Raw genomic sequence first — 25256 nt, forward strand, 5'->3', positions numbered from 1 at the left:
CGATTTTTTTCAGGAGCAGATATGCCGTATAACGAAGAGATCATGCAAGAATTGAATGTATTGAATATGTTTAACCTCGATACAACGCAAGAAGGTATTAAAGTTCACTCCTCCGCTAAACCCGAGATTATTGCTGCTACACAGCGCCTATTTGATAAAGGTTTAGTCACGCAAACCGATGGTGGATATTTAACACCATTAGGACACGACGCAGCTGAAAACAGCCAAACGCTATTGACCATACTATTGACCGAAAGTCGCTTATAGTTCATAAAAATAAAGGGCCTTCCGGCCCTTTATCTATTTGTTAATGCCTCAGAGACCAGCATCTGGATGAGTAGCTATAAAGTGCTCCATAACTCTACGTAGCAAAGCAGCATGTTCATCATCCCCTTGCCTTTCAGCCTTAGTGATGTCATCCAAAATAATACGCTTAATAAGCTTCTCACCTTGGTGTTCTACCAAATAGTTACCCATAGCCATAGCTATGATAGGGTCAACATGTTCATGCTCAGCAATCGCGTCTACTTCAGATGCAGATAGGCCGCTCATTTCCAAACACTCTTGATAAGTTAACATGGTTAAACACCTCTTCCTCATTGAAACCTAAATACATTCTTGTACACCCTTGCCTAAAGGATTTTCTAACCTTGGCACTTTCAGTGTAAATCAAATTAACACCTAAGCGATTCATGAAGGGACAAAGATCAAACAAGGCTGATTAAGATCAAACTATTGCAAAAATAAAGAAGCACTCTAATATCCACCATCAGACAACACCTGAATTAAAGGCATAAATATGACCCTGAATGAATTTCTACTGCAACTGGGAAATAACGATCAATTAGATTTTGAAGACACTATTCAAGTGATCGCTGATAACTATGAATTTTCCCCGACTGCTTTCACTAACGGTGACGTGCGTAACGAAGTAGGACAAAACGAAGGTAGCTGTAAAATATTCGCTTTTGCACAGCTAAACAGCCTGGATCAAGAAAAAACACTTCGCTGCTTCGGTCGTTTCTACCAAGATGTACTAAATACACCTGAAGGTGATGATCACGGTAATATCCGCAACTTCATGCAGACAGGCTGGGAAGGCATTAGCTTTGATGGTAGTGCTTTAACGGCTAAATAATTACAAAGCTGTAAAAGTAAAAAAGCCGGTATTCAATGAATACCGGCTTTTTGTAGGTCACATAAAACTAAGATACAGGTTTAAGCAAGACTGTCATCAGCAACCTTGTATTTAGGATCTTCAATCACATTTACTTCAACTAGATTACCCGCTTTTTTCATTAGCGCACGGCACTCTGGACTTAGATGACGAAGGTGAAGCTCTTTACCTGCTTTTTCATACCGCTCAGCTAAAGAATCAATTGCTTCGATACCTGAATGATCCATAACTCGGCAATTCGCAAAATCGACGATCACCTCAGGTGGATCCATCTTAGGATTAAACTGATCACGAAATGTCTGAATTGATGCAAAGAATAGCGGGCCATTAGGCTTATAAACCTTAGTGTCGTACTCTTCACGTACTTCAAATGCCATATTACTTGCGTGTTTCCAAGCAAATACTAGCGCTGAAATAATCACACCAACAATTACCGCAACCGCTAGGTCTTGCCAAACCGTGACACCTGTTACCGCAATTACAACAATCAAATCAGAACGAGGAATCTTGCCCCATAAACGTAGACTCGCCCACTCAAAAGTGCCAATTACGACGATAAACATAACGCCAACAAGCGCTGCTACTGGAATAATTTCGATTAAGCTTGAACCAACCAAAATAAATGCCAATAGGAACAATGCCGCAGAAATACCCGAAGCTCGGCCTAATCCGCCCGAGTTGATGTTAATCATACTCTGACCGATCATGGCACAACCGCCCATACCGCCAAAGAAACCAGTCGCTACGTTAGCAACGCCTTGGCCAATACATTCTTTGTTGCCACGACCACGTGTTTCAGTGATCTCGTCGATCAAGGTCAAGGTCAGTAGAGACTCAATCAAACCGATCGCAGCTAAGATCAACGCGTAAGGAACGATAATCTTAAGGGTTTCCAAATTGATCGGAACCATTGGAATATGGAACTCAGGGAAGCCACCAGCGATGGTTGCAGCTGGGTTACCTGTCATATCAGCAAGTACATCTTGTACTGTACGAGCATCTAGATCCAAGCCAATAACCAACAGTGTAACGGTGACAATCGCAGCAAGCGAGGAAGGAATAATTCGCGTGATCTTCGGCAAGAAGTGAATAATTGCCATAGTTAGGGCAATCAATCCCAGCATAAGCATCATCTGCTCACCCTGCAACCACTGCAGATTACCTTCAGCATCGGTAAACTGGAACTGTTTCATCTGAGCAAGGAAAATAACAATTGCTAAGCCATTTACAAAACCCAGCATTACCGGATGAGGAACCAAGCGGATAAACTTACCCAAGCGGAAGATACCTGCCAAAATCTGGAATATCCCCATTAGCACAACGGTGGCAAAGAGATACTCAACCCCATGCATTGCCACAAGGCTCACCATTACTACCGCCAAAGCGCCAGTAGCACCAGAAATCATACCTGGTCGACCACCAATAGTGGCGGTAATCAGTCCGACCATAAACGCTGCATATAAGCCAACTAATGGCTCAACACCAGCAACAAACGCAAAAGCTACAGCTTCAGGTACCAGCGCCAAAGCCACTGTCAAACCTGAAAGCAGGTCGCTTTTTAGCGATTGTGTCTTAGACACAAGCAATTGGATCATTTATCACCTCGGGTAGACACTGGTTCTTTTTTGACCAGACCGTGTAAAAGCGCGCGAGTATAGCAAAAGCAATGGCTAATTTCAGGAATCAGGGGCGAATAATCCCTAATAGTTTCTTTCTTAATAAAGAAATGTTCGCAGATGCAATATCACCCGCCAATTTGGAAAGTTCCGGAAGATCTGTAACCTCTTGAATATTAATTAATTCAGAAAGATTTTTCCAAGCATAAGGCAATTTATCGCAATGCGACATCATGCCGCCATCTTTGTCTGTAGCCAGATACTTTACTCGACCAATGCCCGCAGCGAGTATTCGGGCACAACACATAGGGCAAGGTTCTAAGGATGTCAGTAACATTAAACCAGATCTAGCTGAATAATCAGGATATAGGCGTTCAAACTCATCGATCACGCACATCTCAGCATGGGCAGAAGAGTTAAAACCTGCAGAGAAAACTTGATTGCCTGCTTCCGCTAAGATATCGCCTTCTCGACTTATCAGTAGCGCCCCAACACCATAGTTACCCTTATCGGAGGCATCCATTGCCAATTGGCAACAACGGAGCGCCCAGCCTTCCATGCCACACCTATATTCATGGCTATAAGTGGCTAAACGTATCCTTAAATTATCGATGTTAACTTCACTATCTGACATATCGCACATAGGTATATCCATCTGCTGAATAATGTTACCTAGTATGGTTTAAATCAAAGCAAAAGGTCTAATTAAGCAAGGTCGAGTAGATTTAATTGCTTAGGTTGCTGATCTAGCAAAGGTTTTAATTTATATCCAACACCGAGTAATCTCACAGGTCGCCCTCCCCGATTAAATGCATCGATCAGCAGTTGGCGAAAATGAGCTAAATCTGGAATTGCGACGGAATGCTCAGCCGTAGTTTGGATGAAATCAAAAAATTTAACTTTAACAATCACGCCTGTGATTTGTTTATCCTTGCCGTGCTTTGCAAACCTTTCAGCTAACTCCTCTAATAAGGTCGGTAGTTTTTCTAAGCACGCATCTACATCACCTAGATCATTTGCATAAGTATGCTCAACACTAATAGATTTTCTAATCCGGCTGGTCTGTACAGGCCTATCATCAATGCCTCTTGCAAGCTCAAACAAACGCTTTCCGAACTTTCCAAAGCGCTCAACCAGCTCAGCCAATGAACGTTTTCGAAGATCTAAACAGGTAGAAATGCCCATCGATCCGAGCTTTTCTGCGGTTTTCTTACCTACACCGGAAATTTTATCTACCGATAAGTCATCTAGAAATGCTGTGATTTGAGAAGGTTTGACGACATATAAACCATCAGGCTTATTCCAATCACTGGCAATTTTGGCAATAAATTTATTCGGAGCAACGCCTGCCGAGATAGTAATACCTACTGTTTCTTTCACCCTCTGGCGGATCTCTTCAGCAATATAAGTTGCACTTCCCTGGCAAAGATCAGTCCCCGTCACATCTAAGAAAGCCTCATCAAGAGATAACGGTTCAATGATATCGGTATAGTCTCGAAAGATATCCATAATCTGTCGAGAAGCTTCACGGTACTTATCCATGTTGCCATGTATGACGGTGAGATCAGGGCACAATTTAAGGGCTTGAGCGGTCGCCATAGCCGAGCGCACCCCATACTCACGAGCTGGGTAATTACAGGTTGCAATGACCCCTCGACGAGAAGGGTCACCGCCAATAGCCATAGGCACTTGCTTTAGTGCTGGGTTATCTCTCATCTCAACCGCAGCAAAAAAACAATCACAGTCACAATGAATGATTTTTCGTTGCATAAAAACAAATACTGTTTATTTATACAGTTATATTATTTTCATTTCATCGAAAAATCAAAATTCTTTGCTAAGCTGAAGGATAAAGGCTTTAGGAATTCTGGGTAGCTCTCTCTCTTCCTCTATATAACTACCCAGAATTCCTCCTTCAACTCAACCAGAGAAATCATATGGATAACGATCCTCACGGTTCCAATACCCGTTCAGGGAAAGATAGACGAGAACTCAAGGACCGACGCTCCGAAATAAGGTTTGAACCTGATAACCCCAATCGCCGACAAAACCCAGGGCGAAGAGAAGAAGACGGCGACCTTTGGACTAAAGCAATGAAAGAGAATGACACTGGAGGTGACTAGCCCCATGTCATAAAACCGTAAAACAACCGTCAAAAGTTAGTCATACTCCTTCCCTATATTTTTCATGTTATGAACATACATGAAAATACTTCCCAGCTAGAGACGCCTGTTCTAAACGTAGAACAAGCTGTAATTAATAAGTTTCCAGACTTTGACGCTAAGCCAACACCTTTTAAGCGGTCTGCACTGCATATGCTACGCAAGTTGGTACATGAGAAAGAGATCAATACCTTCTTAGCCAAAAACAAAGATGCCCATGGTTTTGAATTTATTGATCGCGTCCTGGATTACTTTAACTTTGGTTACAGCATCAGTAATCATGATCGGGCAAATATCCCCTCGTCTGGGCGAGTAGTCATCATTGCCAATCACCCACTTGGTGCACTCGATGGATTATCACTGCTAAAACTGGTTGGTGAAGTTCGTAGAGATGTAAAAATTGTCGCTAATGATGTTCTGATGAACTTTGACCCTATCAGCAATCTATTCCTGCCTGTTGATAACTTAAATGGGAATACACGTAAAAAGAACATCGAGGGTATTGTTGATGCCCTAAGGCAAGAACAAGCTGTAATCGTCTTCCCTGCCGGTGAAGTTTCACGTGCAGGGATTACAGGCATCAAAGACGATAAATGGAACAGTGGTTTTCTACGTATTGCTCGCAAAGCCAATGCACCAATCCTACCTGTGTTTATTGGGGGTAAGAACTCACCACTTTTCTATAGCGTTTCTTATTTGAACAAGAACTTCTCCACCATCATGCTGGCCCGAGAAATGTTCAAGCAATACTCAGTGACGATCCAGATAAAAGTTGGCGAAGCAATTCCATATTGCCAAATCGATGCCGTACCAGTATCCACAGCAGAAAAAACCAAGCTGCTTAAAAAGCATCTCTACAGGATTGCCAAAAATAAGAAACCGCTTTTTATCACCGAGAAAACCATCGCACACCCTCAAGATCGTCAAAGCATCAAACAAGAACTGCGCGATGCTGAACTACTCGGTGAAACCGCTGACGGTAAGAAAATTTATCTATTCGACTTTATTAAAGATTCTGCAGTGATGCATGAACTTGGTCGTTTAAGAGAGATAGCATTCCGATGTGTTGGTGAAGGCACTGGCGCAAAAAAAGATCTCGATCACTATGATCAGTACTACCGCCACATCATTCTCTGGGATGAAGAAGAGTTAGAAATTGTCGGGGCTTATCGATTGGCAGAAGCAGCTAAGCTGAAAGAGCAACCTGAAAAGGCACTCTACAGCAGCGACCTTTTCCAATATAACGATGAGATGCAGCCCTATTTCTCACAAGGTATCGAACTCGGTCGTAGTTTTGTACAACCCAAATATTGGGGAAAGCGTAGCTTAGATTATCTCTGGTATGGGATTGGTGCGTACCTTCGCAAACACCCCGAAATTCGCTATATGTTTGGCCCAGTCAGCCTAAGCAATAATTATCCTAAGGCTGCGAAAGATATGTTGGTTTGGTTTTATCGTCATTACTTTGAGGATAGTGAGAACCTCGCTAGTTCTGTTTCCCCATATGGAATCGACGAAGTTACTGAAGAACATATGAGAAGCCTCTTCGGTGGAAACAATTACAAAAGTGACTTCAGTATCCTAAAAGAGCAATTAGAGTTTATGGGTGTAAACGTCCCAACACTTTATAAGCAATACAGCGAACTGTGTACTGAAGGTGGTGTTCGTTTTCTTGATTTCGGTGTAGATCCAGACTTTAACTACTGTATCGATGGTTTGGTTTTAGTGGATATAAGCTACGTTAAAGAAAAGAAGCATAAACGCTATATTGGTGAATAAGCCTTAAGGTTTGCGTGTACGCACTTCATTTTTTCAGAGCGTAAACCAAACCCTTCTTAAAACCTACTCTGCATGTTGTTGCAGATATCTCTTCGCAGCGGCCATTCTCTCTTTGGTTTCCGGATGAGTAGACAGATATTGGCTATATTCCTTTACTTTCGAAGCGGGTTCTTCGTGTTGAGAATTCGCATTCGAATCTCCGTCTTCAGCGATAATAAGTTCAAGAGCTTCTGCAAAACGTATGGGATCAATCCCTAGTTCAATCATTTTCTCAAAAGCAAACTCGTCGGCTTCTATTTCCGCCTCTCTTGAATAGTGTTGTTGCATCAAAAAAACAGGAAAACTCACTAACAATTCCTGTAATAACGCTTCATCGTTGCCCATGATTGCCAATAACAAAACCCCAATCGCGGAGCTGTGGACTAAACGCGTCATACCATGATGATAATGAACATGACCAATCTCATGCAGTATCACACTGTCTAACTGCCCCGGGGCTTGCAACCGATCGACTAACTCATCAGTTAAAACAATATCACCAGAAGGCAGCGCAAAAGCATTAGCTAACCCACCTACATTCCTAAAATGCAATTTTAGATTATGTTCACCTGAATAAACTTGCGTAAGTTCTTTATCAAAGTGATCAATGATCTTGACTTGCTTTTCATCAGTTAATTCACTGGGCTTAAACAAAGCCTTATCCATCACTTCAAGGGTGTGAGTACTCAAAGTTTCGGCGAAACTAGAAGGTAAAGCTTTAGCTACATATTTGCTACCTGCAGGCAACCCCCAAACAAACATGACAACAGTTAAAAAGGCTACAATCACAGCGGATGAAATAATCATCCCCCAGTGAGTTTCAAGCCGATGAAACCAGCTTGATGCGCGAGAGTGCTGAGCTTTTTGAGAATATTTTAACCACTGATCAATGGAGTCATTCTCTGCCGTCTGGAATACACCTTGATCTTGAATATAAACTTTCCTATCTATACTCCCGACACGATCACTAAAGCTTAGCTGTTTCAAGTCACCCGAATAGATTACCTTCTCACCCGAACGAATCTGGAAAGAATTATCGCTTAGGTATAGCTCTGCCAGTACCTTGGCAGAGCTATCTGTTTCAAACCAAGCCCCTTTGATCAAACAGCTAACCCTAAGTCAGAATCAACGTCAAAAGCTTCACCCATTTCATCAGTCAACGCAGACTGTTTCGCCTGTTGATCACTTACATACTGACCGAGATCACCTTCCACTTCAGCTATTAGGCTATCAGCAGAGTACCTTGCCTTCCGGACATCAATCCAAGGTTTAGCAAAACCCAAAGAGACAATCATCAGTAACAAATTAACCGCCTGTAATTTAAATAAGCCCCAAACAGTCATTTTAGATTCAAAACTCACCACCTGATCCAAAGAAGTCTGGTTAAGGGTGTAATTTCTGATATTCACTTGGATATAAGCTTTGCTCCATATACCAAAGAGAACATAAACAACTACTGTAAGCGGGATAAGGATCATCGCAATACTATTATTCATGGATGACATAACGAGATCAGGCCCTTGGCTTAAAGCTGATATTGCAGTTACACCACCCAAAAAGATTGATGGCACGATGACTGCCGCTACAATCACAACTAGAGCGATAAGCAAAAGTTTAAGGTACATCCAATAAAAGAAACCTGCAGAAATTTTCGCTTTAAATTGGCCTTGACCAAATCGAGCGCTATTTACATAAAAGTTTTGAAACATTCCTTGGATAAGAGGAATCATCAGATAAATTGCTAAAATACCGACAGAAGCCAGACCAAGCAGAGCCTCTGTAGTTGCCCCCAAATGGTAAGCTAAGCCACCTAATGCGCCTAAAATCAAAACCGGAGCTAAAGGCAACCACAGCATAATTTCATAGGCTTTTCTCAGCTTACCCTGCAAATTAAAGTGTACATTGCGATAACTACACATACGTGCATTAAATTTCAGCGCATTCCATATGATCCAAGGAGTCGCAAACATGATCACCACAGCGGTGATACCACCAAAAATAGGGTTAAGGTTATCTAAAAAAACAAATGTCACTAATACAGCAAAGGCGATAAGACGGCCTTTTAATATCTGTATTGGGGTTGCATGGTATTCAAAATTATCGCCATTCAGTTGAGTATTACCGTAAAAGTAACGATTAGTTCGTACTTTCGCCCAAGCTGAATAAATACCAAGCGTTAATATACTGAGTAGGATATTTACAATCCAAATTTTGAAGAATTCTCCACCTGTGCCCATAAACTGGAAAGGTTTCCGATTTGCGGATAGATTTTCAGCAACGTCCTGAGTCATCTTAACTTCATCCCTGTATGAAAAAGATAAATACTACAGGGCTAAAGAGAAATAGAGAACGGTTGATCGGAATTCAGGCAATTTTCCCGACAACTTATTCTGCCGGAGCTCTAAGGTCATCCGGCCTCACCCAATAGCGGCTATTAGTGATCGGTGTATCTCTAGGAAGTAAGGGATTACTTATCGCTATGAAATTTTTTTCACCCCACTGAGTTAATGGAAATAACTTCGACGTGATTGGATGATTCTCTAGTAGCTGGTCAAACTCTCCTGAATCAATAGCCCTTTCCAGCCCTAGCTCCAATCGTTTCGCCAATTTGGTATTACCTTTACGTACAAAGAAATACATGGGAAATGGGTAATAAATGATCGTGTCAGAAAACAAGCGTAGGTTTGGGTATTTATCACGACGTGCTGTAAATTCTGGGCCTCCCTCATGAATTCCCCTAGGAAAAAAATCACAGCGACCTGCTGCCAACTGCCCGAACATCAGTTCATAGATAGGCCCTCTCCTGACATTAATACCGGCACTTTCCAAAATATCTGAATCGGGCCAATGTCTGCCTTGGCAAGCTGTATACTTTCTCAAATCCTCTAGTTTTTTTATTTTTTGGAAGTTAGATTTGGAATCTTCTCGAATGATACTAAGTCGATAACCTAACAACCCCTTCAACAGGGGAATTCGAATCGCTGTAAATTCTTCTTCTCGATCAATAGAAGTCCCCGCCCAATATACATCTATGATTTCTCCCCTTTTCAATTCATAAAAAGCTCGACCTTGCTCCATTCTCACTACATGTGCCACCTTGCTTTGGCCGTACTCAGAAGAAGTGTTATCCAGCATCAATTGCAGCAAGGAAACAAAATAATTATGGCTGACATCAAAATCAGATTGAGGTGGAATTGTACGTAATTCTGTGGACGCAAAGCTTGCGGAACAATAGAGATTTCCAATGGATATCGCAGCAATTATTAAAATCTGACTTAATAACTTTTGTAGAGATACCCGCATCCTACATAACTCTCTCAAAAATCAACTCAGTAAAACCCAAAGGTTTCACTTTAATGGTTTAAAACTAAGTCTAGCTGGATAAACAAAAAAAACCGCTTAGTAGAAGCTACTAAGCGGTTTTTAGTTAGATTAAAGCTAAAGGTTTGAAGCTACTTTTGAGAAGGTGCTTTAATATCCATCTCAGTATTCAATTCAATACCTTGAGACTGAAGATTCAACGCCAATTTAACTTTCATATCCATATTTTTAAGCGTTTCCATCTGCTCAGTTAGTTCTGGGTCAGCAGCCATTTCCATAACCGGTAGAAGCGGCGTAAGCATCTTTTTATAGTCCATTGAAAAATTCAACAAGCCATTACCCGAGATCTGTTCTGAACCCAATGTATCTGCCAGAGCCTGACCACTTTCTCCTGCGAAGATAACCAAGTGCTGGCCCTTCAACGCTAGCATAGGCTTCACGTTTACTTCAGGAGGCATCGGTACCATCGTAGATAGATCAATAGCAGTACCATCTTGAGGTAGCTGAATAGCCGCTAGAGGCGGAGCAAATGACTTCGCCATATCAAACAGCACTTTTGGATTATCAGCAGAGAGAGAAACAATACCCTGTAACGACTCTAGCTCTGGCGCAAAACCTTCTGTCTTCAAGCTGAAGTCCTGAATAGCAGCACCGATACCTTTGACACCTTGAGCCATACCCGTAAACATCGCTAAAGCTGCTGGGTTAGCCTGTTGAACACCCGCTTGCATCTCAGCTAATGGCGCACATTTGTAGGTAGGTTCTAGCATGTTGCTCCAAATAGAAGACAAACCAGTACCTAGCTTGTTGGCATCAAGACCTACACCCAAACCAAATACCTGTGCATCGTTTAGGTATGATGGGATATAACCTTGAAGAGAAGCTAACGCATCCATCACGACTTTATTCTTGCTTTCAATAACAGTTGAAACACGCATAAAGCTGCGTTCTGGTGTAATTTGAATATCATCAGCGCTACGAGCACCGATTACAGTACGTGGCCAATTAGCCGCAATAGCAGCTATTTCAGACTGACATTCAGGATTACGCACATCAGCCAAACCGTCAGGATCGCCTGACGCAGTCATGGCTTGAGTCAACATGCTAGCCAATGTATTACCGTTTTCAGTGGTAAAGGCTGTCACTAGCTGCTGATGATCGATATAAGAGATATAGTTCTTAACAAAGCCGTGTTGCGTTGCAATCTGCTCGACTGTACCAGCCTGTTGAAGCGACTTTGCAGGCTCTGCTTGAGCTAAAGCAATATCAATTGTATTAGCATCATTTACATGCGTATTGATGGTCCAAGTAGCCCAACCATCTTCAAAGGCGACAAGTACTTCGAACTTCTCGCCCTTTTCATTATTTTCTAACGTATAAGCACGGTATTGTAGATCGCCAGAACTGCGCAGTTCATGTTTAAAACCACTGTCTTGCTCTGCTTTGTCTAACGCAGCCCATAAGCCTTGGGCATCTGTTACTTCATAGCGAATGACTGGAATGAAACCCACTGCGTAGACATACATTCTTAATTCATCTGGTAAACCAAATGTTTTTTGAAATTCAGCAGGCGAGCCTGCGGCGTCAAAATAAGCTTTGATAATGCTAGTGAAGAAACGTTTTTTCGGATCAGTTTCATCATCTAATGCATCTAGCAGTTCTTGAGGTGCTTTTGCCTGAAGAGAGCTCGTGGACTGAAGGTAGTTTTTAAGTGGAAACGGTTCTAGCTGACCAGAGAAGAAAACCGTGTCGGCAGGCACATATGCCAATGGGGATTTAGATGTGGCAGTAATACCACCATCTTGTTGGGTTAGGATGTAGCCAACTGCACCGGCTGCTACAACTGCACCGGCTATAATGACATTACGCACCTTACAAAACTCCTTTTATAAATTTATCTAGATCTTAACTGAACTGATTCAAACTGTCGTTAGTCACAGAAGAAAATAGGAATAATTCTTACTAAGGATTAGATCAAGCTAATCATATAGCCAGTTTTTGGCTTGAATGTATTATTTAACCGTAAAATCGGCATGCATATGAAGAAAGATAAAGACCTAACAACACTCTCTTCTAGAAAAGAACTGGATAAATTTATTCAGCTCGCCAACGAACTCGTACCTGCCAATGCTAACGCTCAGGGTCGTATTTTGTTTGCATTAGATGCAACAGCCAGCCGCCAAGCCACATGGGATCATGCCTGCCATCTGCAAAATCAGATGTTTTCAGCCACCAGCGAAGTCGGAAACCTTACCGTTATGCTTTGTTACTTTCGGGGTTATCAAGAGTTCCAGCATAGTAAATGGCTTAACCAGCCTACTCAGCTTAGACAGATTATGGAGAAAGTCTCTTGTGCTGCTGGTCATACCCAAATACAGAAGGTACTTCAGTTAGGTATAAACGAAACTCGAAAACAAGAGGTCAAAGCTATCATCTATATCGGTGATAGCCAGGAGGAAAGTACCGACAAGCTAACTTCTCTCGCAGGCCAACTTGGGTTGCTTAAAACCCCAGTTTTCATTTTCCAGGAAGGTTCTGACTGTCGAGCAAGGCAGGCTTTCACTGCCATCGCTCAGCTATCAGGCGGTGCTTATCACCACTTCGATCATCATAGCTCTGAATTGTTAAAGCAACTTTTAATTGCCGTTGCGATTTATGCCAGCCAAGGTAAACCAGCATTTCAACACTATATTGAAAATAAAGGGCAAGCAGCCAAACATCTACTGGAACAGTTACGGTAAAATAAACAACTTAGTTATTACGATTTTTTAGGCATCAGTAAAGGTAAATTGTGAATCCAATTAGTTTAGTAGTTTTAGCCGGATTAGGTTTTCTGGTGTTCTTTTGGCTGAAGACACTTACACCAGCAAAGCGAACGCGCGCAATCATCGCTATTGTTTTAGTCATCATCTCTTTATTTGTGCTGTTAATGGCTCTGACCGGTAGGCTTCATTGGATTGCAGCCGTAGCAGCGGGCTTACTCCCTTTTGCACGCAGACTTTATCCACTCTTTATTCGTTTCCTTCCTTTCTTTAATTATTTGTATAAAAAACGTCAGAACCAAGCAAGCTCGGGCAACGTTTCGAAAGTGGAAACAAAGATTCTGTCGATGCGTTTAGATCATGATTCTGGCGTGATGTATGGCACGGTAAAACAAGGACCACTACAGGGTAGAGAACTGGGGGAGTTAAGCGAACAAGAATTTATTCAATTACTTCAGTACTGTCGTCAACATGATGGGGAATCTACACGCTTATTAACAACGTATTTAGATAAGCGTTTTGGCGATAGTTGGCGCGAAGACGATATCCCGAATAACGATAGTGCTAACAATCACTCTCATCATGGGACGATGAGCCGCCAAGAAGCATTCGATATTTTAGGTATTTCACCTAATAGCAGTAAGGAAGAAATTATCGCCGCACATCGTAAATTGATGCAGAAAATGCACCCAGACCGCGGCGGTAGCGATTATCTTGCAGCACAGATAAATCAGGCCAAAGATGTTCTGATTAACGATTAAATTTTCGATAGAGACGTTCGGGGCCGGCTCTTTCTAATCGGAACCCCGAATGTCCAAACGTAGGACTATATCCCTTTAACAACAAACCGCCCTTTTTATCTTTCTCAAATATTAGAATTTCATTATCTTCGCGACCGTCAATATCCACAAAATGAATAACAACTCGGCCATTTTTCATCAATTGCCAGGACCCCGTTTGAACGATTAACGGCTGACGATTACGATAATCTTGAGTTAAAACCGCTTGCTGATCGCTCGATAACTCTAAAGAGATATAACGCCCTTGTGACCTTAATCCAGGTAGCTCGACCCCATATAAGCCAGGTAGTGTTCTGAGATCCAACTTTCCTTGCCTAGCACAGCCTTCAAAGACAGTACCATTCAACACCATTTGAGCGGTATATTCGTATTCAATTCCATAACGATCTTTACATTGTAACTGATCGACTTTTAATGTCAGGCTGTGACGTTTTATACCCTTTAACTCGCTATCCCACTCGATACTGCTGCCTAATTGAATAGGGTCGTTTAACGGGAAAATAAGCTTTTTCAGGCGATCAAACCTTTTAACATGTATGCCATCATCGCGGACATCCGCTATCCATAAGGGACGGTCACCTGCAGCACGGTATTCATTGCCTGATAGTTCATAATTACAGGTTGATTGATTACCACCTATCAGATGTACCTGATAAACCTCCCACGGCTCGCCAGGCGCTATATGTGATCCACTCATCTCTGCATAAAAAGCAGGCTCCATGGAATTATCCAATTTCCGCTCTAATCGACCGGTATGATCATTAATCAACTCGCGTTTATTAACATAACATGGCTTAAAACTGAGCCCTTGATCAGTTATGTTCACTACACCACGTCGGAACAACGGACCTTCCTCAGAACTAAATTCTGAAGGCTTTTTCTGACAAGCCGTTAGCGTAGCGACCGTAAAAAAAACTGCAAAAAAAGGGAGAAATGAGAAGTATTTACCGGTTATCATATTAACTATTGCTAGATGCGGTTTGAATAATGATAATAAGACAATAGAACAAGGAGGGCAAAATATGGCTAGGCCAGCAGAGTTTGATCGTACTGATGTCTTAGAGAAAGCAATGAATGTTTTCTGGAGAACAGGTTACAGCGCTACATCAGTAACCGATCTCGTGAATGCGACCAAACTAAAACCGGGATCACTATACGGTGCATTTCAAAGCAAACGTGGTTTGTTTTTAGAAGTTATAGATACCTATGCTGCGCGCAGTCTAAATCGCGTTTCTAGCGTGATGGAAGATGCTGAAACACCGCTGAAGGGAATCGAACAATTTTTTAAATGCTTCTGTGACGATCTAGTACATGACCGTCTTGGCAAAGGCTGCCTGATGGTCAATACCATGCTAGAACTTGCTACAGAAGATGATGAGATCAGAGAACGTGTAGGAGGCTACCTAAGTCAGGTTGAGACCTACTTTACCAATGCCCTGACTCAAGCTCAGGAACAAGGTTTGCTGGATAAACAACAGTCTCCTGAAGATCTCGCAACATACCTAATGACAAATATTTGGGGGCTTCGCGTTTTAAGTAGCAAGCGTCCAGACCAGTCTAAATATGATGCAGTCATCACAAATATGCTAAAGGCACTTCACAGCCCGTGCCATTAGTACTGGCTTGCAATTAAATATAAAAGCACCGATTAATGGTGCTTTTTTATTTGTATAAACCTACGCTTATTTCACATCATAAGCACAACGAAAACCGATCGATCCATAAACGCTTCTGCCACTTACCGGCAGTTTCACATTTCGGAATGAACTACGCAAATAAGCTTTATTCTCATCCCAAGAGCCACCACGAACCACCCGTTGACGTCCCTGATCTGGACCAATCAGATCTCCATTCGCATAGCGTTCAAGGCCGTTTTTAGCGTACCAGTTCATCGTCCATTCACCGGCATTACCATGCATATCATGTAAGCCATAAGCGTTTTCAGCATGACTACCTATTGACCAAGTACGATCTTCACCGCAACCATCAGGTTCATTAGGGACCGATCCCATTGTTTTTCCGTCATCAAGAATGGCTTGTTTACAACTTACTTCTTGACCCCACGGGTAGCGCGTAAGCGTATTGGCCCGCGCTGCTTTTTCCCATTCTGCTTCAAAAGGTAAACGGCCGCCTTTAGCTCGACAGAAATCTAAAGCCTGCTGCCAATCTACACAGTTAATCGGGTGATTACCTCGCCCCTCTGCACCCAAATTACAATACTGGTTTCGTTTATGGTCTTTTGGCCGTTGGCAATTCCCTGCCTCAATACATACTTGATACTCAGCAACTGTTACTTCATGTTTATCAATCAAGAAAGCTGGCACGTCAACAGCTATGCCCCCTGGGATACCTTCATCACTTTCACAGTCATTATCTCCCTGTGAACAACCCATCTGAAACTTACCTGCATCAATCTGGATTTTACTGGATTCGGCGAATACACCAGAAGTAAAACCACTGAGCAACAATGCTACACAACACACGCTCTTATTCATGCCCTTTCCCCTGCTTATATACATTCTTATCTTTATCAAGCGACAAAGGTATCTAACCTTCTAAAGGTAGAGCAGAAACTCGTCAGATAGTTTCAACAAGAGCAGAGTTATTTTCTCCGTCATAGTACTGACTACATGCTTTTTTCACTCACTGTCGCCAAAAAGAAACCACATAACCCTTTGATTTTATTGGGCTTGAACAATTAACAACCAGCCCACTGTCTCTTATTGGCGACAGTTATCACTCCTTTTCGGCCCCTTTTTTAACTGCCAAAATACAAAACCCAGAATAAATATTATAACTATCTGTTTTATATGGACTTTTAAAAAGTGGCACACCACTTGATATATCCCTAGCGAATTTAAATTTTTTGTTATTACCCGATCTATTTCGTTAAGGAGAAAAATATGAAATCTGCAGCACTTACTCTAGCGTCCATGCTTTGTGTTTCTACAATTGCTTTTGCTGAAGAAACAAAACCTGCTGAAGTTGTTAAGGACGTTCAACCTGAAGTGATGACTCAAGAAGCGCCAAAGGCAATAAGCATTTTCGAAAAACTAGATGAAAACAAAGATGGCAAAGTTAGCCCTCAGGAAGCGCAGGTTTCTCCAGCGCTGGTAAAAGGCTTCAATAAAATTGATGCCAACAAAGATGGTTTTCTTAGCCCAGATGAGTTCTCTCAACTACAAGTTAAGGCGACAACGTCTTACGTAGCTTCTAAGAAGCTATTCGTTTAAAGGGTTCACTTGTTGGTATAAGACTAGCCCCACTGATTCCGAGACAGCCTCAGCTCAGTTAGTCGAGTACCAACAGGTAACAAGTTGATTCAGAGCATCCATGTCCACAACATAGCCGCCAGCTCTGTTTTAACATGGCCGGTGATCAGGATGATCCCGGCCACCCCTCCCCCTTAATCCGTCTATCCACAGATAATGGAGACTACCCAATTAAGGCAGAATTGATGGATAATACTCATACACTTGTTTAACTATGATTGTTTAATGGCCAAATCGACTCGCCAACCATGGCGACTCAGCTCATTGAAGCAGCTGGTACTTCTATCCTTTTTGGTTGTCGTGACACCTTTCGGCATCCTCATTTTTTACGCTACTGATGCTCTTGTGGAACAGTCGGCGCAAGGCCGTGTGCTCGCACAACAAGCTTTAGAGGTGACGCGCAGAGGCCAACAACTCGAACGATTAGCCGAAGATATCACCCGCTCTGCAAGACAATACCAAATTTTAGCTAAGCCTGAAATTCAAGAACGTTTAAATCAGTATTTGTCGGAATACAGACAAGCGCTGATAATCCATAGCTTCCTGCTTAATGAGCAGAAAAAAGCTAACGAGATCACTGAATTACTCGAAGGTATCGAACGCGCTCACCCTATTGAGGCTAATTCACTACTCAGCCTCACCCGTGTGGTTAACGAACAGATCGACTTAGTCTTAGATCAGCGCTTACAAGCGCTTAACGAAACTGCGCAAACAACACAGACTAAATTAAGTACCTTAGCGATTATTCTTCTCGGCTTAGAAGCCCTGTTAATCCTATTTTTCAGTTTTAAAATTATCCGTCCAGTTAACCGGATCGCCGCGCGGTTACAAGCATTAGGAACCGGCGAAGAATATATTGGTGCCAAAGTCGGCGGACCGGATGAGTTAGTCGAGTTAGATAGGCAGCTTGATTGGCTAACAGAACAATTAGCTGAAGTAGAAAACGAGAAACAGCGTTTTTTACGCCATATGTCTCACGAATTAAAAACGCCATTGACCACGCTGCGTGAAGGTTCTGACCTTCTAGCAGAACAGGTTATTGGCGAGCTTAATACCAGCCAGCTTGAAGTAGCTAATCTGCTGCAGACAAACTCACGTCAATTACAGTCTTTGATTGAACAACTATTGGACTACAGCCGACTAAATCAGAATGAACCGGTTAACTTCCATCAAGTACATATACTGCCGGTTATTAACGAAGCGATTGAGCCTTATAAGCTATTGCTCGAACAAAAGAAGATGCTGGTGCAGCTGCCACAAGAAGATAGCGAATGGTTTACTGACCGAGCAATGTTTATCCGTATTATCGGCAACCTGATATCAAACGCGGCCCTCTATGGAAGCTCTAGTGGCCGCTTACTGGTTAGCACCAACGTACAAGCAGACTATCTAGTTATAGAAGTGGGTAACGACGGCCCCATCATTCCAGATGAAGATATTCCACACCTATTTACACCGTTCTACCAAGGACAAAATCGACGCATTGGACCTGTTAAAGGCTCCGGTATCGGATTGAGTATTGTTAGAGATGCCGCTGACTCATTAGGTGCCCACGTCACATTACATAGCAATCAGGATAGCTTTGTCAGCTTCCGCGTCAGCCTGCCAGTTAAAGAGCTTAATACCCATGATTAAATACGCTCCACTCATCTTGTTAATGTTTCTACAAGGGTGTGAATTTGTACCGACAAAATCACCAATGCCTGAACCAGAAGTAACAGAGAAGCCAATCTGTCGTATCAATGAATCACGACTTGATCAGTTACAAGGCATTGAAAGCCGCTTTTTACAAAAGCCTGATCAGCGCAGCAGTATCATGCAGCGAGCTATTCGCAGTAAAGACAGCGCCCTATTAGCTCTACTTCTCTCAACACCGCTTTCTTCAACAGAGCAATTACAGCAAGCCAAACGTAATTTTTCTAAAATTGTGCTCTACCCTCATCCATCCTGCCCTGGGGATCGTTACCTAGATATTCGTAACCAGTTCGCAACCGCGTTGTTATGGATGCGAGCGGAGCAGGATAATTTGTTAGAAGAGAATCGAAACCTGCAAGTTAAAATCGATGCCCTCACTCAGATTGAAACCGATCTAAACAATGAGCGTGAGGTACAGGAATGACCCCTCGTGTTTTATTGGTAGATGATGACGCTTCTCTACTAAAACTACTTTCAATGCGCTTAGAGGCTAGCGGATTTAAAATCAGTTGCGCAGAGAGCGCTGAACAAGCACTTGAGATTCTCGATGATCAGATCGACCTGGTCATCACTGACCTTCGTATGGAAGGTATGGACGGCCTTGCCCTTTTCCAACAACTGCAACAACGCTATCCGCAGCTGCCAGTCATCATCATTACGGCTCATGGCTCAATCCCAGAAGCAGTAACGGCAACTCAACAAGGCGTTTTTGGCTTTCTCACCAAACCTATCGATAGAGACCAGCTGTTAGAAACAATTAATTCAGCCCTTGCGGGTACAAGTCGATCCGATAGTACATGGCGCAAAAATATTATCTGTCGCAGCCCAATTATGGAGAGCTTGCTTCAGGAAACAGAACAGATCGCAGGCTCCGATGTGAGTGTGCTCGTTACAGGCCCAAGCGGTAGTGGTAAAGAGCTATTAGCCAACGCTATCCATCAAGCAAGTCCACGCCATAAAAAACCGTTTATTGCGATTAACTGTGGTGCGCTACCAGAGCAACTTTTGGAGTCCGAACTGTTCGGTCACGCCAAAGGCGCATTCACTGGAGCTGTCAGCAAGCACGAAGGTCTTTTCCAAGCAGCCAACGGCGGAACTTTGTTTCTGGATGAGATTGGCGATATGCCGCTATCTCTTCAAGTTAAATTGTTACGCGTTCTACAGGAAAGACAAATCCGACCAGTGGGTTCTACCGACACAATTCCTGTCGATGTGCGTGTCATCTCTGCCACCCACCGCGATCTGGAAGTGGCAATGCAAGAGCAACAGTTCCGAGAGGATCTTTTCTACCGCCTTAATGTGGTGAATCTTCATTTACCACCGCTTGCTGAACGACCTGAAGATATTCCGCCATTGGCTCGCCACTTTGTTGAGCAAGCAGCAGCGAAGCATAACCCCAAGGTAAAGAATATCTCCTCAGATGCGCTTCAGGTTCTAGCTCAATCGGCTTGGCCCGGTAATGTCCGTCAATTAGAGAATGTTATCGAGAAGGTAACGGCTTTAAGCACTACGCCAGTCATATCTGATAGCGCCGTTAATCGAGCTTTGGTCAATCAGGATCAGGTGATCCAGAACTTTAACGACGCCCGCGCTGATTTTGAAAAGCGCTATCTCAGAAAGGTATTACAGATTACCGAAGGCAATGTTTCTCAAGCGGCAAAAATAGCGGGAAGAAATCGTACCGACCTCTACAAGCTATTGAAAAAACATGGTTTAGAAGCTGCGGATTACAAAGCTTAAACAGACAAAGAATGCTCTTTGATTAAGAGATTAAAGAGCATTCTTACGTGCGATGATAAACACTTCCATATCTTTATGGCCATAATGCCATTGGCTCTCAATGCTAAAGCCAGCGGCTTTAATCTCATCGGCCAATTCATCTTCTGTGATCACGAATAGATCGGGCATTAGCCCAAAACACTTCCCCACTGGCACAATCAGTTTAATAAAGCGCATGTAAGAACCACCCAAACAACCGGTACTACTCACAAAAACGCCACCGGGTTTTAAGATTCTAGCGACCTCTGCAATCACCGCTTGCCAGTTGGGAATCAAATGAATCACATTTAAGCCCAAAACCGCATCAACGCTTTCAGTCTCAGCATTGAAATCATGTAATGTCCCTCGATGAAAATCGACATTCCCTACACCTGCTTCTTGCGCTCTTTCTCGCCCAATTTCCAACATATTTTCGGAGATATCTATGGCATCAATATGACCAACAAATGGCGCATGATAGATAGCAGTCGTACCTGTACCACAGCCAAACTCAACCACACGCATATCAGCAGAAAAGTAACTTTGCGTTTCCTTTAATTTCTTTTGATACATCGCTTCATTGGGAACGGCTTTTTGCGAATACTTTGCAGCAACGCCATCCCAAAATTTGTCCGACTCTATTTTATTCACAGGCTTGTTCATCTATCCCTTTCCTTTGGGCTATTTTAAAAAGCGGCCTTCAAAATAACGTAGATGCCCGACCATGTAAAAAGTCAGTAATTTCTGGTTTAACCCTCAAAGGTTTGATTGCGCCGAAGAAATCCTCCAATTCCTACAAACTTCAAAATTCTCAACTATATTTTATTACTGAATCCACATAGAGGCAGTTAGCGACTTAATTCAGTTTCAGCCTTTATCTGGTCAGTAGTCATATCGAATAGATAGGTATGTATATGCGAGTTAAAACGTGTTTATTAATCTGCACATTAAGCCTTCCAGCCTTAGCACAAGATGATATAAACATGGACACGGTTGAGGGTGAAAAATTCGATTCCGATTCAGTGCATTTATTGACGATGCCCTACCCTCCTTATACGGAAATAGTTGATGGCAAAATAACCGGAACGTCAGTAGAGAATATCCGTTGTGCTTTTGAAGCGATGCCCGAAAAGGTTGCAATACACGCAAGGCCTTTCAATCGAGCAAAACTGCTTACAAAACAAGGTAAAGCAGACGGTTTCTTTTCAGCATCCCATAAAAAAAGCCGCGATAGTTATGCAACCCATTCAGGTGCTATAGAAACCCAGAACTGGACGTTCTTCCAACTCAAAGATTCACCTCTAGATCCTGAATCTGAAGAATTTAAACAGAACGCTGTGACCACCAGCTTTTTGGGATCAAACATGCACAGCTGGCTGCAAAGCAATGGCTATAAAGTTACCGGAAACCCGCCGACGAATAGTGAACAACTGCTGTCCATGCTTATACATAAACGTATAGATGCGTTTTTGATGAATGAGCAAGCGATGGATCATGCGATGACTGACAAACAGAGAGCGATGACCAAAAGGAAAGTAATTCACAGCCACAATTTAGGTGTCTATTTTGGCCATCATTTCCTAAGACACAATCCGGGCTTTTTAGAACGATTTAATAGTGCCTTAGCTGTGTGTACAGAAGGGAAATTTACTCACCGTTCAGAAGAAATTTCACCTGCGTACCTTAAAAAGTAAAACTGTATTGGTAACTGGATTATTGCAATAAATTCCATAAGTATCGGGGCAAGCATTATGTAATCGCCCCGGTACCTTCAACGTAAAAACCTACATCAACCTATTTTTTAACAATCGTTAGCAGCACCTGCCCAACCGAAATACCAAATTTCTTCATCTTTGACTCGTTCACAATTACTGACGGTGATACCAGATACATTCTGTCATCTATGGTCAGATCGATAGTGCCATCTTTATAAGGCGCTCTAAGAACATATTGCATAAACAACGCATTGCCACTGACCAGCGCGTTTGCAGGCACAACCACATCATTCGCTTCGGCAATGTAGTTTCCCGAACCATCAGGTGTCAGCGTCCAAACCCGGCGTTGTTTTTCACCATCATCAAAAATGAAGTTTTCTTCCAGTACTCCAACACCCTCTTGCCAATAAGCTTTAATATCGGCATTAAAATGGCGAATCACTTCTGGTAAGACCCCAAAATTCTAGACATTTCCCTAGTAAAGAACTCAGAGCTTTTAACTAATGACTTAAGGATGAAATACTGCTCTTGTTTGTAAAGTAAGCTTGTTCAAATGCTTGGATATCTATAGGTTTAGAAAAAAGATATCCCTGAAAAAGTCCGCATCCATTTTCAAGTAGAAAATCGTATTCGTCCTTGTGCTCGACACCTTCTGCTAATACCTTCAGGCCAAGATTTTTTGTCATTAAGATAATAGTTTTAACGACCGCTGCATCGTTATCATCACTATGAAGTTGACGCACAAAAGATTGGTCTATTTTTAATTTTGATATAGGCAATGTCGTCAGATATTGAAGAGAAGAATACCCCGTACCAAAATCATCTATTGAAAAAGTTAATCCTAGATCCCGCAGTTCAGCCATTTTTGCAACCGCTTTGTTTTTATCATCTAGAATAATGCTTTCTGTTATTTCTATTTCTAGTGTTCCTGGCATGACATTATAAAGCGCCAGTGTATTTTTAACGTATTCTGAGAATGTTATATCTAAGAACTGATTCGAACTAACGTTAATAGCCACTGTGAATGTATTCCCTTGTTTTTGCCAAAGCGCTAATTGCTTACAGGCAGAGTCGATAATCCAATTACCTAAAGGAACAATAAGTCCAGTTTTCTCTGCTAGTGGAATGAAAACGCCTGGAGGAACCAAGCCCCGTAAAGGATGATGCCAACGTATTAAAGCTTCGGCACCTACACATTCACCGTTTTCATTCACCTGAGCCTGATAGAATAGCTCAAAATTATCTTGTGGTTCTTTCAACGCCTCTCTTAATTCTTCTTCTAAATTCAGACGGTTTATCGCATCTTCTTGCATCTCTTCGGAAAAGAAGTAACTACAGTTTCGCCCAGAATCCTTAGCCGCATACATAGCCATATCAGACTGTTTAAGCAGCTCTTGTGCTGATTCAGTTTGACTATTAAAGAGACTTATACCGATACTCGCTGAAGTATGAACAAAACGTTCGTTCACCTGCACAGCGCTGGTTAACACAGATCTAAGTTGTTCAGCAATCGATAAAGCGTGTTCTGCTGCTGAATGAGCACATTCACCTAGGTCTGGTAACACTGCAATAAATTCATCACCACCAATTCGGGCACATATATCACTTTCACGTAGGTCACGTCTGATACGATCAGCAACAGCCCATAATAATTTATCTCCAGAATCATGCCCTAAGGAATCATTAATCGTTTTAAAATTATCAAGATCAATATAGAAAACCGCACCATATTGCTTCGTTCTGTGAGCAGCTCTAATCTCGTGCTTTAATTGCTCGGCTAGCAATCTGCGATTTGGTAAACCTGTTAACGGATCATAAAACGCGTGCTTTTCAATCTCTTGATTCTTTTCGACTAACTGTTGGTCTCGTGACTCGATCTTGGCAACCATATTATTAAATTGAGACATGATGTCACCAAGCTCATCAGATCGATTCACATCCAACCTGACAGAATAATCTCCTCTATTTTGCACTGCTATCATTCTTTCTAAAATGGTATCTATGGGTCCTGAGATGCTTTGCTTAAACCTTTTCGCTACTCTTTGTAAAAGCAAGATCAAGATGCCTATAACCACTAACATAGACATTAAATACGATAATAATTGAGTCCAATAATCTTTCAGGGAGACCGTGATATATAAAGTGCCAATGGGTTGATTATTCAACTCAATTATTTGCCACAGATAGAAATACTGTAAAGAAAACCGATAAGTTAATTCATTTCTATGATCAGGTTTAGATGGACGAGTAAGTTTGTCAGGTAGTATAGCGTTTCGGGCCAGATAACTAGCAAATATTTTATTATCCTCGCCAACAACTAGTGCATATTCAATTTCTGGATTGTTTCTAAATGAGTTTAAAAATCGTTTAGCTGTAGCTTGGTCACCAAAACTAACTGATGCGGTCAAATGCTCCGCAACTAATTCAGACATTAAAGAAATACGGTCAACCAAACTCTGACGTGCAACCGACCACTCCAATGCCATGAAACAAACAGAAGCCACCAGCAGTACGGTAACACTGGTAATAAATACCATACGTTTGATTTTTTCGGCCAAGCTCAAAGATTGCTTTTTTAAGGAGAAAAACATTACTTTTCTCCTTTTATAACTGTAGAAATCTCAAGCAAAGAAGAAGAAATGCTAATGCCAGATTTTTTTACAGGTGATAAGTTAATGCGAAATGTATAACGATTGTCCAGCTTTACTAACTCAATCATACCGCCTATATCTGCAAAGCCATTCAATATACTAACAGTAAGGGTTGAAGAGAAAGTAGAGCGTCGTAATATCTGCTTTGTCTCAACGGCCGAAAGCTCAGTGACAAAAAGGATATGACATTGTTGAATACTATGTACTAATGAGTTTTGTTTTAAAAAAACAAATTTTACAGGTAGCTCACCTACTGTAGGCATCGACTTTATCGAAGACACAATAGGCTGGTACTCTTTGCCTCTGTATAGACAGAATAGAAACTCCTGATCTTGCCTATTTTCCCATATTGTAAATTGAGACACTTTCAATAAAAGAGCTAATTGCAACTCCTCTTCAGATAGAGCAAAGCTTTTAGAAGGCAATAGAAACACAGCCACAATGAGGCTTAAAGTAATCCATATTTTACTCTTAACTTCCCCAAACCACATTTTTACTGCAAACAACAA

Annotated in this window: 26 protein-coding genes; 12 read left to right on the top strand and 14 right to left on the bottom strand. The window is 42.0% G+C overall.

The annotated features are described in order from the left end of the window. The first annotated feature begins 21 nt into the window (after nt 1-21). The gene (locus ACMXYX_RS12380; protein WP_415881899.1) at nt 22-267 is read left to right on the top strand and encodes a TIGR02647 family protein; all 246 of its coding nucleotides are present in this window, start codon (nt 22-24) and stop codon (nt 265-267) included. A 48-nt stretch (nt 268-315) separates the two neighbouring features. Here ACMXYX_RS12380 and ACMXYX_RS12385 read toward each other — a convergent pair whose 3' ends face one another. Continuing rightward, the gene (locus ACMXYX_RS12385; protein ID WP_415881900.1) at nt 316-579 is read right to left on the bottom strand and encodes a hypothetical protein; all 264 of its coding nucleotides are present in this window, start codon (nt 577-579) and stop codon (nt 316-318) included. Between the two features lie 220 nt (nt 580-799). On the opposite strand from ACMXYX_RS12385, the gene ACMXYX_RS12390 reads away from it, so the two are divergent. After that, the gene (locus tag ACMXYX_RS12390) at nt 800-1138 is read left to right on the top strand and encodes a HopJ type III effector protein (RefSeq protein WP_415906050.1); all 339 of its coding nucleotides are present in this window, start codon (nt 800-802) and stop codon (nt 1136-1138) included. 80 nt (nt 1139-1218) lie between these two features. Here ACMXYX_RS12390 and ACMXYX_RS12395 read toward each other — a convergent pair whose 3' ends face one another. From ACMXYX_RS12395 to dinB, 3 genes are all read right to left on the bottom strand, one after another. Beyond that, the gene (locus ACMXYX_RS12395; RefSeq protein WP_415896676.1) at nt 1219-2772 is read right to left on the bottom strand and encodes a SulP family inorganic anion transporter; all 1554 of its coding nucleotides are present in this window, start codon (nt 2770-2772) and stop codon (nt 1219-1221) included. 88 nt (nt 2773-2860) lie between these two features. After that, the gene (locus ACMXYX_RS12400) at nt 2861-3436 is read right to left on the bottom strand and encodes a nucleoside deaminase (protein WP_415906051.1); all 576 of its coding nucleotides are present in this window, start codon (nt 3434-3436) and stop codon (nt 2861-2863) included. A 62-nt stretch (nt 3437-3498) separates the two neighbouring features. Beyond that, nucleotides 3499-4563 carry a DNA polymerase IV gene (gene dinB / locus ACMXYX_RS12405; protein ID WP_415896678.1) on the bottom strand — a complete coding sequence of 355 codons (1065 nt, stop codon included), beginning with the start codon at nt 4561-4563 and terminating at the stop codon, nt 3499-3501. 167 nt (nt 4564-4730) lie between these two features. On the opposite strand from dinB, the gene ACMXYX_RS12410 reads away from it, so the two are divergent. Further along, the gene (locus ACMXYX_RS12410; protein WP_415896679.1) at nt 4731-4916 is read left to right on the top strand and encodes a hypothetical protein; all 186 of its coding nucleotides are present in this window, start codon (nt 4731-4733) and stop codon (nt 4914-4916) included. 69 nt (nt 4917-4985) lie between these two features. Next, complete coding sequence (locus ACMXYX_RS12415; RefSeq protein ID WP_415906052.1) at nt 4986-6734, top strand: GNAT family N-acyltransferase; 1749 nt, start codon at nt 4986-4988, stop codon at nt 6732-6734. A 63-nt stretch (nt 6735-6797) separates the two neighbouring features. On the opposite strand, the gene ACMXYX_RS12420 is transcribed toward ACMXYX_RS12415, so the two are convergent. The 4 genes from ACMXYX_RS12420 to ACMXYX_RS12435 form a co-directional block, all read right to left on the bottom strand. Continuing rightward, on the bottom strand, nt 6798-7877 hold the full coding sequence (locus ACMXYX_RS12420) for a M48 family metallopeptidase (RefSeq protein ID WP_415906053.1): 1080 nt from the start codon (nt 7875-7877) through the stop codon (nt 6798-6800). Beyond that, nucleotides 7874-9064, bottom strand: coding sequence for a YjgN family protein (locus ACMXYX_RS12425; RefSeq protein WP_415896682.1), 1191 nt, complete (start codon nt 9062-9064; stop codon nt 7874-7876). Before ACMXYX_RS12425 ends, ACMXYX_RS12420 begins: the two co-directional genes overlap by 4 nt. 94 nt (nt 9065-9158) lie before the next feature. Then, nucleotides 9159-10076: a substrate-binding periplasmic protein gene (locus ACMXYX_RS12430; protein ID WP_415906054.1), complete on the bottom strand. Its 918-nt coding sequence runs from the start codon at nt 10074-10076 to the stop codon at nt 9159-9161. Between the two features lie 149 nt (nt 10077-10225). Then, nucleotides 10226-11965, bottom strand: a complete 1740-nt coding sequence (locus ACMXYX_RS12435; protein WP_415906055.1) for a hypothetical protein — start codon at nt 11963-11965, stop codon at nt 10226-10228. Between the two features lie 168 nt (nt 11966-12133). On the opposite strand from ACMXYX_RS12435, the gene ACMXYX_RS12440 reads away from it, so the two are divergent. Both ACMXYX_RS12440 and ACMXYX_RS12445 read left to right on the top strand, forming a co-directional pair. Continuing rightward, complete coding sequence (locus tag ACMXYX_RS12440) at nt 12134-12835, top strand: VWA domain-containing protein (protein WP_415896685.1); 702 nt, start codon at nt 12134-12136, stop codon at nt 12833-12835. Between the two features lie 50 nt (nt 12836-12885). Next, on the top strand, nt 12886-13617 hold the full coding sequence (locus ACMXYX_RS12445) for a DnaJ domain-containing protein (protein ID WP_415906056.1): 732 nt from the start codon (nt 12886-12888) through the stop codon (nt 13615-13617). Here ACMXYX_RS12445 and ACMXYX_RS12450 read toward each other — a convergent pair. Continuing rightward, nucleotides 13607-14614 carry a hypothetical protein gene (locus ACMXYX_RS12450; protein WP_415896687.1) on the bottom strand — a complete coding sequence of 336 codons (1008 nt, stop codon included), beginning with the start codon at nt 14612-14614 and terminating at the stop codon, nt 13607-13609. The genes ACMXYX_RS12445 and ACMXYX_RS12450 overlap by 11 nt on opposite strands. Before the next feature lie 64 nt (nt 14615-14678). Here ACMXYX_RS12450 and ACMXYX_RS12455 point away from each other — a divergent pair, with 64 nt between their 5' ends. Next, complete coding sequence (locus tag ACMXYX_RS12455) at nt 14679-15272, top strand: TetR/AcrR family transcriptional regulator (RefSeq protein ID WP_415881913.1); 594 nt, start codon at nt 14679-14681, stop codon at nt 15270-15272. A gap of 66 nt (nt 15273-15338) precedes the next feature. On the opposite strand, the gene ACMXYX_RS12460 is transcribed toward ACMXYX_RS12455, so the two are convergent. Further along, the gene (locus ACMXYX_RS12460; protein ID WP_415896688.1) at nt 15339-16151 is read right to left on the bottom strand and encodes a formylglycine-generating enzyme family protein; all 813 of its coding nucleotides are present in this window, start codon (nt 16149-16151) and stop codon (nt 15339-15341) included. Nucleotides 16152-16559: 408 nt separating this feature from the next. Here ACMXYX_RS12460 and ACMXYX_RS12465 point away from each other — a divergent pair, with 408 nt between their 5' ends. The 4 genes from ACMXYX_RS12465 (at nt 16560) to ACMXYX_RS12480 (ending at nt 20363) form a co-directional block, all read left to right on the top strand. Then, a complete protein-coding gene (locus tag ACMXYX_RS12465) occupies nt 16560-16889 on the top strand; it encodes a hypothetical protein (RefSeq protein WP_415896689.1) in 330 nt (109 codons plus the stop codon). Nucleotides 16890-17153: 264 nt separating this feature from the next. After that, on the top strand, nt 17154-18563 hold the full coding sequence (locus ACMXYX_RS12470; RefSeq protein ID WP_415896690.1) for an ATP-binding protein: 1410 nt from the start codon (nt 17154-17156) through the stop codon (nt 18561-18563). Next, nucleotides 18556-19047, top strand: coding sequence for a hypothetical protein (locus tag ACMXYX_RS12475; RefSeq protein ID WP_415896691.1), 492 nt, complete (start codon nt 18556-18558; stop codon nt 19045-19047). Before ACMXYX_RS12470 ends, ACMXYX_RS12475 begins: the two co-directional genes overlap by 8 nt. Then, nucleotides 19044-20363, top strand: a complete 1320-nt coding sequence (locus ACMXYX_RS12480) for a sigma 54-interacting transcriptional regulator (RefSeq protein WP_415896692.1) — start codon at nt 19044-19046, stop codon at nt 20361-20363. Before ACMXYX_RS12475 ends, ACMXYX_RS12480 begins: the two co-directional genes overlap by 4 nt. 30 nt (nt 20364-20393) lie before the next feature. Here the strand turns inward: ACMXYX_RS12480 and ACMXYX_RS12485 are convergent, their stop codons facing one another. Continuing rightward, complete coding sequence (locus ACMXYX_RS12485) at nt 20394-21044, bottom strand: class I SAM-dependent methyltransferase (RefSeq protein ID WP_415896693.1); 651 nt, start codon at nt 21042-21044, stop codon at nt 20394-20396. A gap of 251 nt (nt 21045-21295) precedes the next feature. Between ACMXYX_RS12485 and ACMXYX_RS12490 the strand changes: the two genes are divergently transcribed. Then, nucleotides 21296-22075 (top strand): hypothetical protein, encoded by a 780-nt coding sequence (locus tag ACMXYX_RS12490; RefSeq protein WP_415883827.1) that lies wholly within the window; start codon nt 21296-21298, stop codon nt 22073-22075. Between the two features lie 100 nt (nt 22076-22175). Here ACMXYX_RS12490 and ACMXYX_RS12495 read toward each other — a convergent pair whose 3' ends face one another. Genes ACMXYX_RS12495 through ACMXYX_RS12505 form a run of 3 tightly spaced genes read right to left on the bottom strand, consistent with a single transcriptional unit; the run spans nt 22176 to nt 25256 of the window. Further along, nucleotides 22176-22538 carry a DUF3833 family protein gene (locus tag ACMXYX_RS12495; protein ID WP_415896695.1) on the bottom strand — a complete coding sequence of 121 codons (363 nt, stop codon included), beginning with the start codon at nt 22536-22538 and terminating at the stop codon, nt 22176-22178. 58 nt (nt 22539-22596) lie between these two features. Next, nucleotides 22597-24687: a putative bifunctional diguanylate cyclase/phosphodiesterase gene (locus ACMXYX_RS12500; protein WP_415896696.1), complete on the bottom strand. Its 2091-nt coding sequence runs from the start codon at nt 24685-24687 to the stop codon at nt 22597-22599. Next, nucleotides 24687-25256, bottom strand: coding sequence for a YfiR family protein (locus ACMXYX_RS12505; RefSeq protein WP_415896697.1), 570 nt, complete (start codon nt 25254-25256; stop codon nt 24687-24689). Before ACMXYX_RS12505 ends, ACMXYX_RS12500 begins: the two co-directional genes overlap by 1 nt.

The sequence above is a fragment of the Neptuniibacter sp. QD72_48 genome, assembly GCF_047778065.1.
In the GTDB taxonomy this organism is placed as follows: domain Bacteria; phylum Pseudomonadota; class Gammaproteobacteria; order Pseudomonadales; family Balneatricaceae; genus Neptuniibacter.

Coding starts and splice junctions, on each gene's coding strand:
- ACMXYX_RS12410 (WP_415896679.1), top strand. CDS start 4,731: ATGGATAACGATCCTCACGGTTCCAATACCCGTTCAGGGAAAGATAGA.
- ACMXYX_RS12475 (WP_415896691.1), top strand. CDS start 18,556: ATGATTAAATACGCTCCACTCATCTTGTTAATGTTTCTACAAGGGTGT.
- ACMXYX_RS12480 (WP_415896692.1), top strand. CDS start 19,044: ATGACCCCTCGTGTTTTATTGGTAGATGATGACGCTTCTCTACTAAAA.
- ACMXYX_RS12465 (WP_415896689.1), top strand. CDS start 16,560: ATGAAATCTGCAGCACTTACTCTAGCGTCCATGCTTTGTGTTTCTACA.
- ACMXYX_RS12440 (WP_415896685.1), top strand. CDS start 12,134: ATGAAGAAAGATAAAGACCTAACAACACTCTCTTCTAGAAAAGAACTG.
- ACMXYX_RS12430 (WP_415906054.1), bottom strand. CDS start 10,076: ATGCGGGTATCTCTACAAAAGTTATTAAGTCAGATTTTAATAATTGCT.
- ACMXYX_RS12470 (WP_415896690.1), top strand. CDS start 17,154: ATGGCCAAATCGACTCGCCAACCATGGCGACTCAGCTCATTGAAGCAG.
- ACMXYX_RS12390 (WP_415906050.1), top strand. CDS start 800: ATGACCCTGAATGAATTTCTACTGCAACTGGGAAATAACGATCAATTA.
- ACMXYX_RS12460 (WP_415896688.1), bottom strand. CDS start 16,151: ATGAATAAGAGCGTGTGTTGTGTAGCATTGTTGCTCAGTGGTTTTACT.
- ACMXYX_RS12425 (WP_415896682.1), bottom strand. CDS start 9,064: ATGACTCAGGACGTTGCTGAAAATCTATCCGCAAATCGGAAACCTTTC.
- dinB (WP_415896678.1), bottom strand. CDS start 4,563: ATGCAACGAAAAATCATTCATTGTGACTGTGATTGTTTTTTTGCTGCG.
- ACMXYX_RS12485 (WP_415896693.1), bottom strand. CDS start 21,044: ATGAACAAGCCTGTGAATAAAATAGAGTCGGACAAATTTTGGGATGGC.
- ACMXYX_RS12385 (WP_415881900.1), bottom strand. CDS start 579: ATGTTAACTTATCAAGAGTGTTTGGAAATGAGCGGCCTATCTGCATCT.
- ACMXYX_RS12395 (WP_415896676.1), bottom strand. CDS start 2,772: ATGATCCAATTGCTTGTGTCTAAGACACAATCGCTAAAAAGCGACCTG.
- ACMXYX_RS12500 (WP_415896696.1), bottom strand. CDS start 24,687: ATGTTTTTCTCCTTAAAAAAGCAATCTTTGAGCTTGGCCGAAAAAATC.
- ACMXYX_RS12380 (WP_415881899.1), top strand. CDS start 22: ATGCCGTATAACGAAGAGATCATGCAAGAATTGAATGTATTGAATATG.
- ACMXYX_RS12450 (WP_415896687.1), bottom strand. CDS start 14,614: ATGATAACCGGTAAATACTTCTCATTTCTCCCTTTTTTTGCAGTTTTT.
- ACMXYX_RS12455 (WP_415881913.1), top strand. CDS start 14,679: ATGGCTAGGCCAGCAGAGTTTGATCGTACTGATGTCTTAGAGAAAGCA.
- ACMXYX_RS12400 (WP_415906051.1), bottom strand. CDS start 3,436: ATGTGCGATATGTCAGATAGTGAAGTTAACATCGATAATTTAAGGATA.
- ACMXYX_RS12490 (WP_415883827.1), top strand. CDS start 21,296: ATGCGAGTTAAAACGTGTTTATTAATCTGCACATTAAGCCTTCCAGCC.
- ACMXYX_RS12415 (WP_415906052.1), top strand. CDS start 4,986: ATGAACATACATGAAAATACTTCCCAGCTAGAGACGCCTGTTCTAAAC.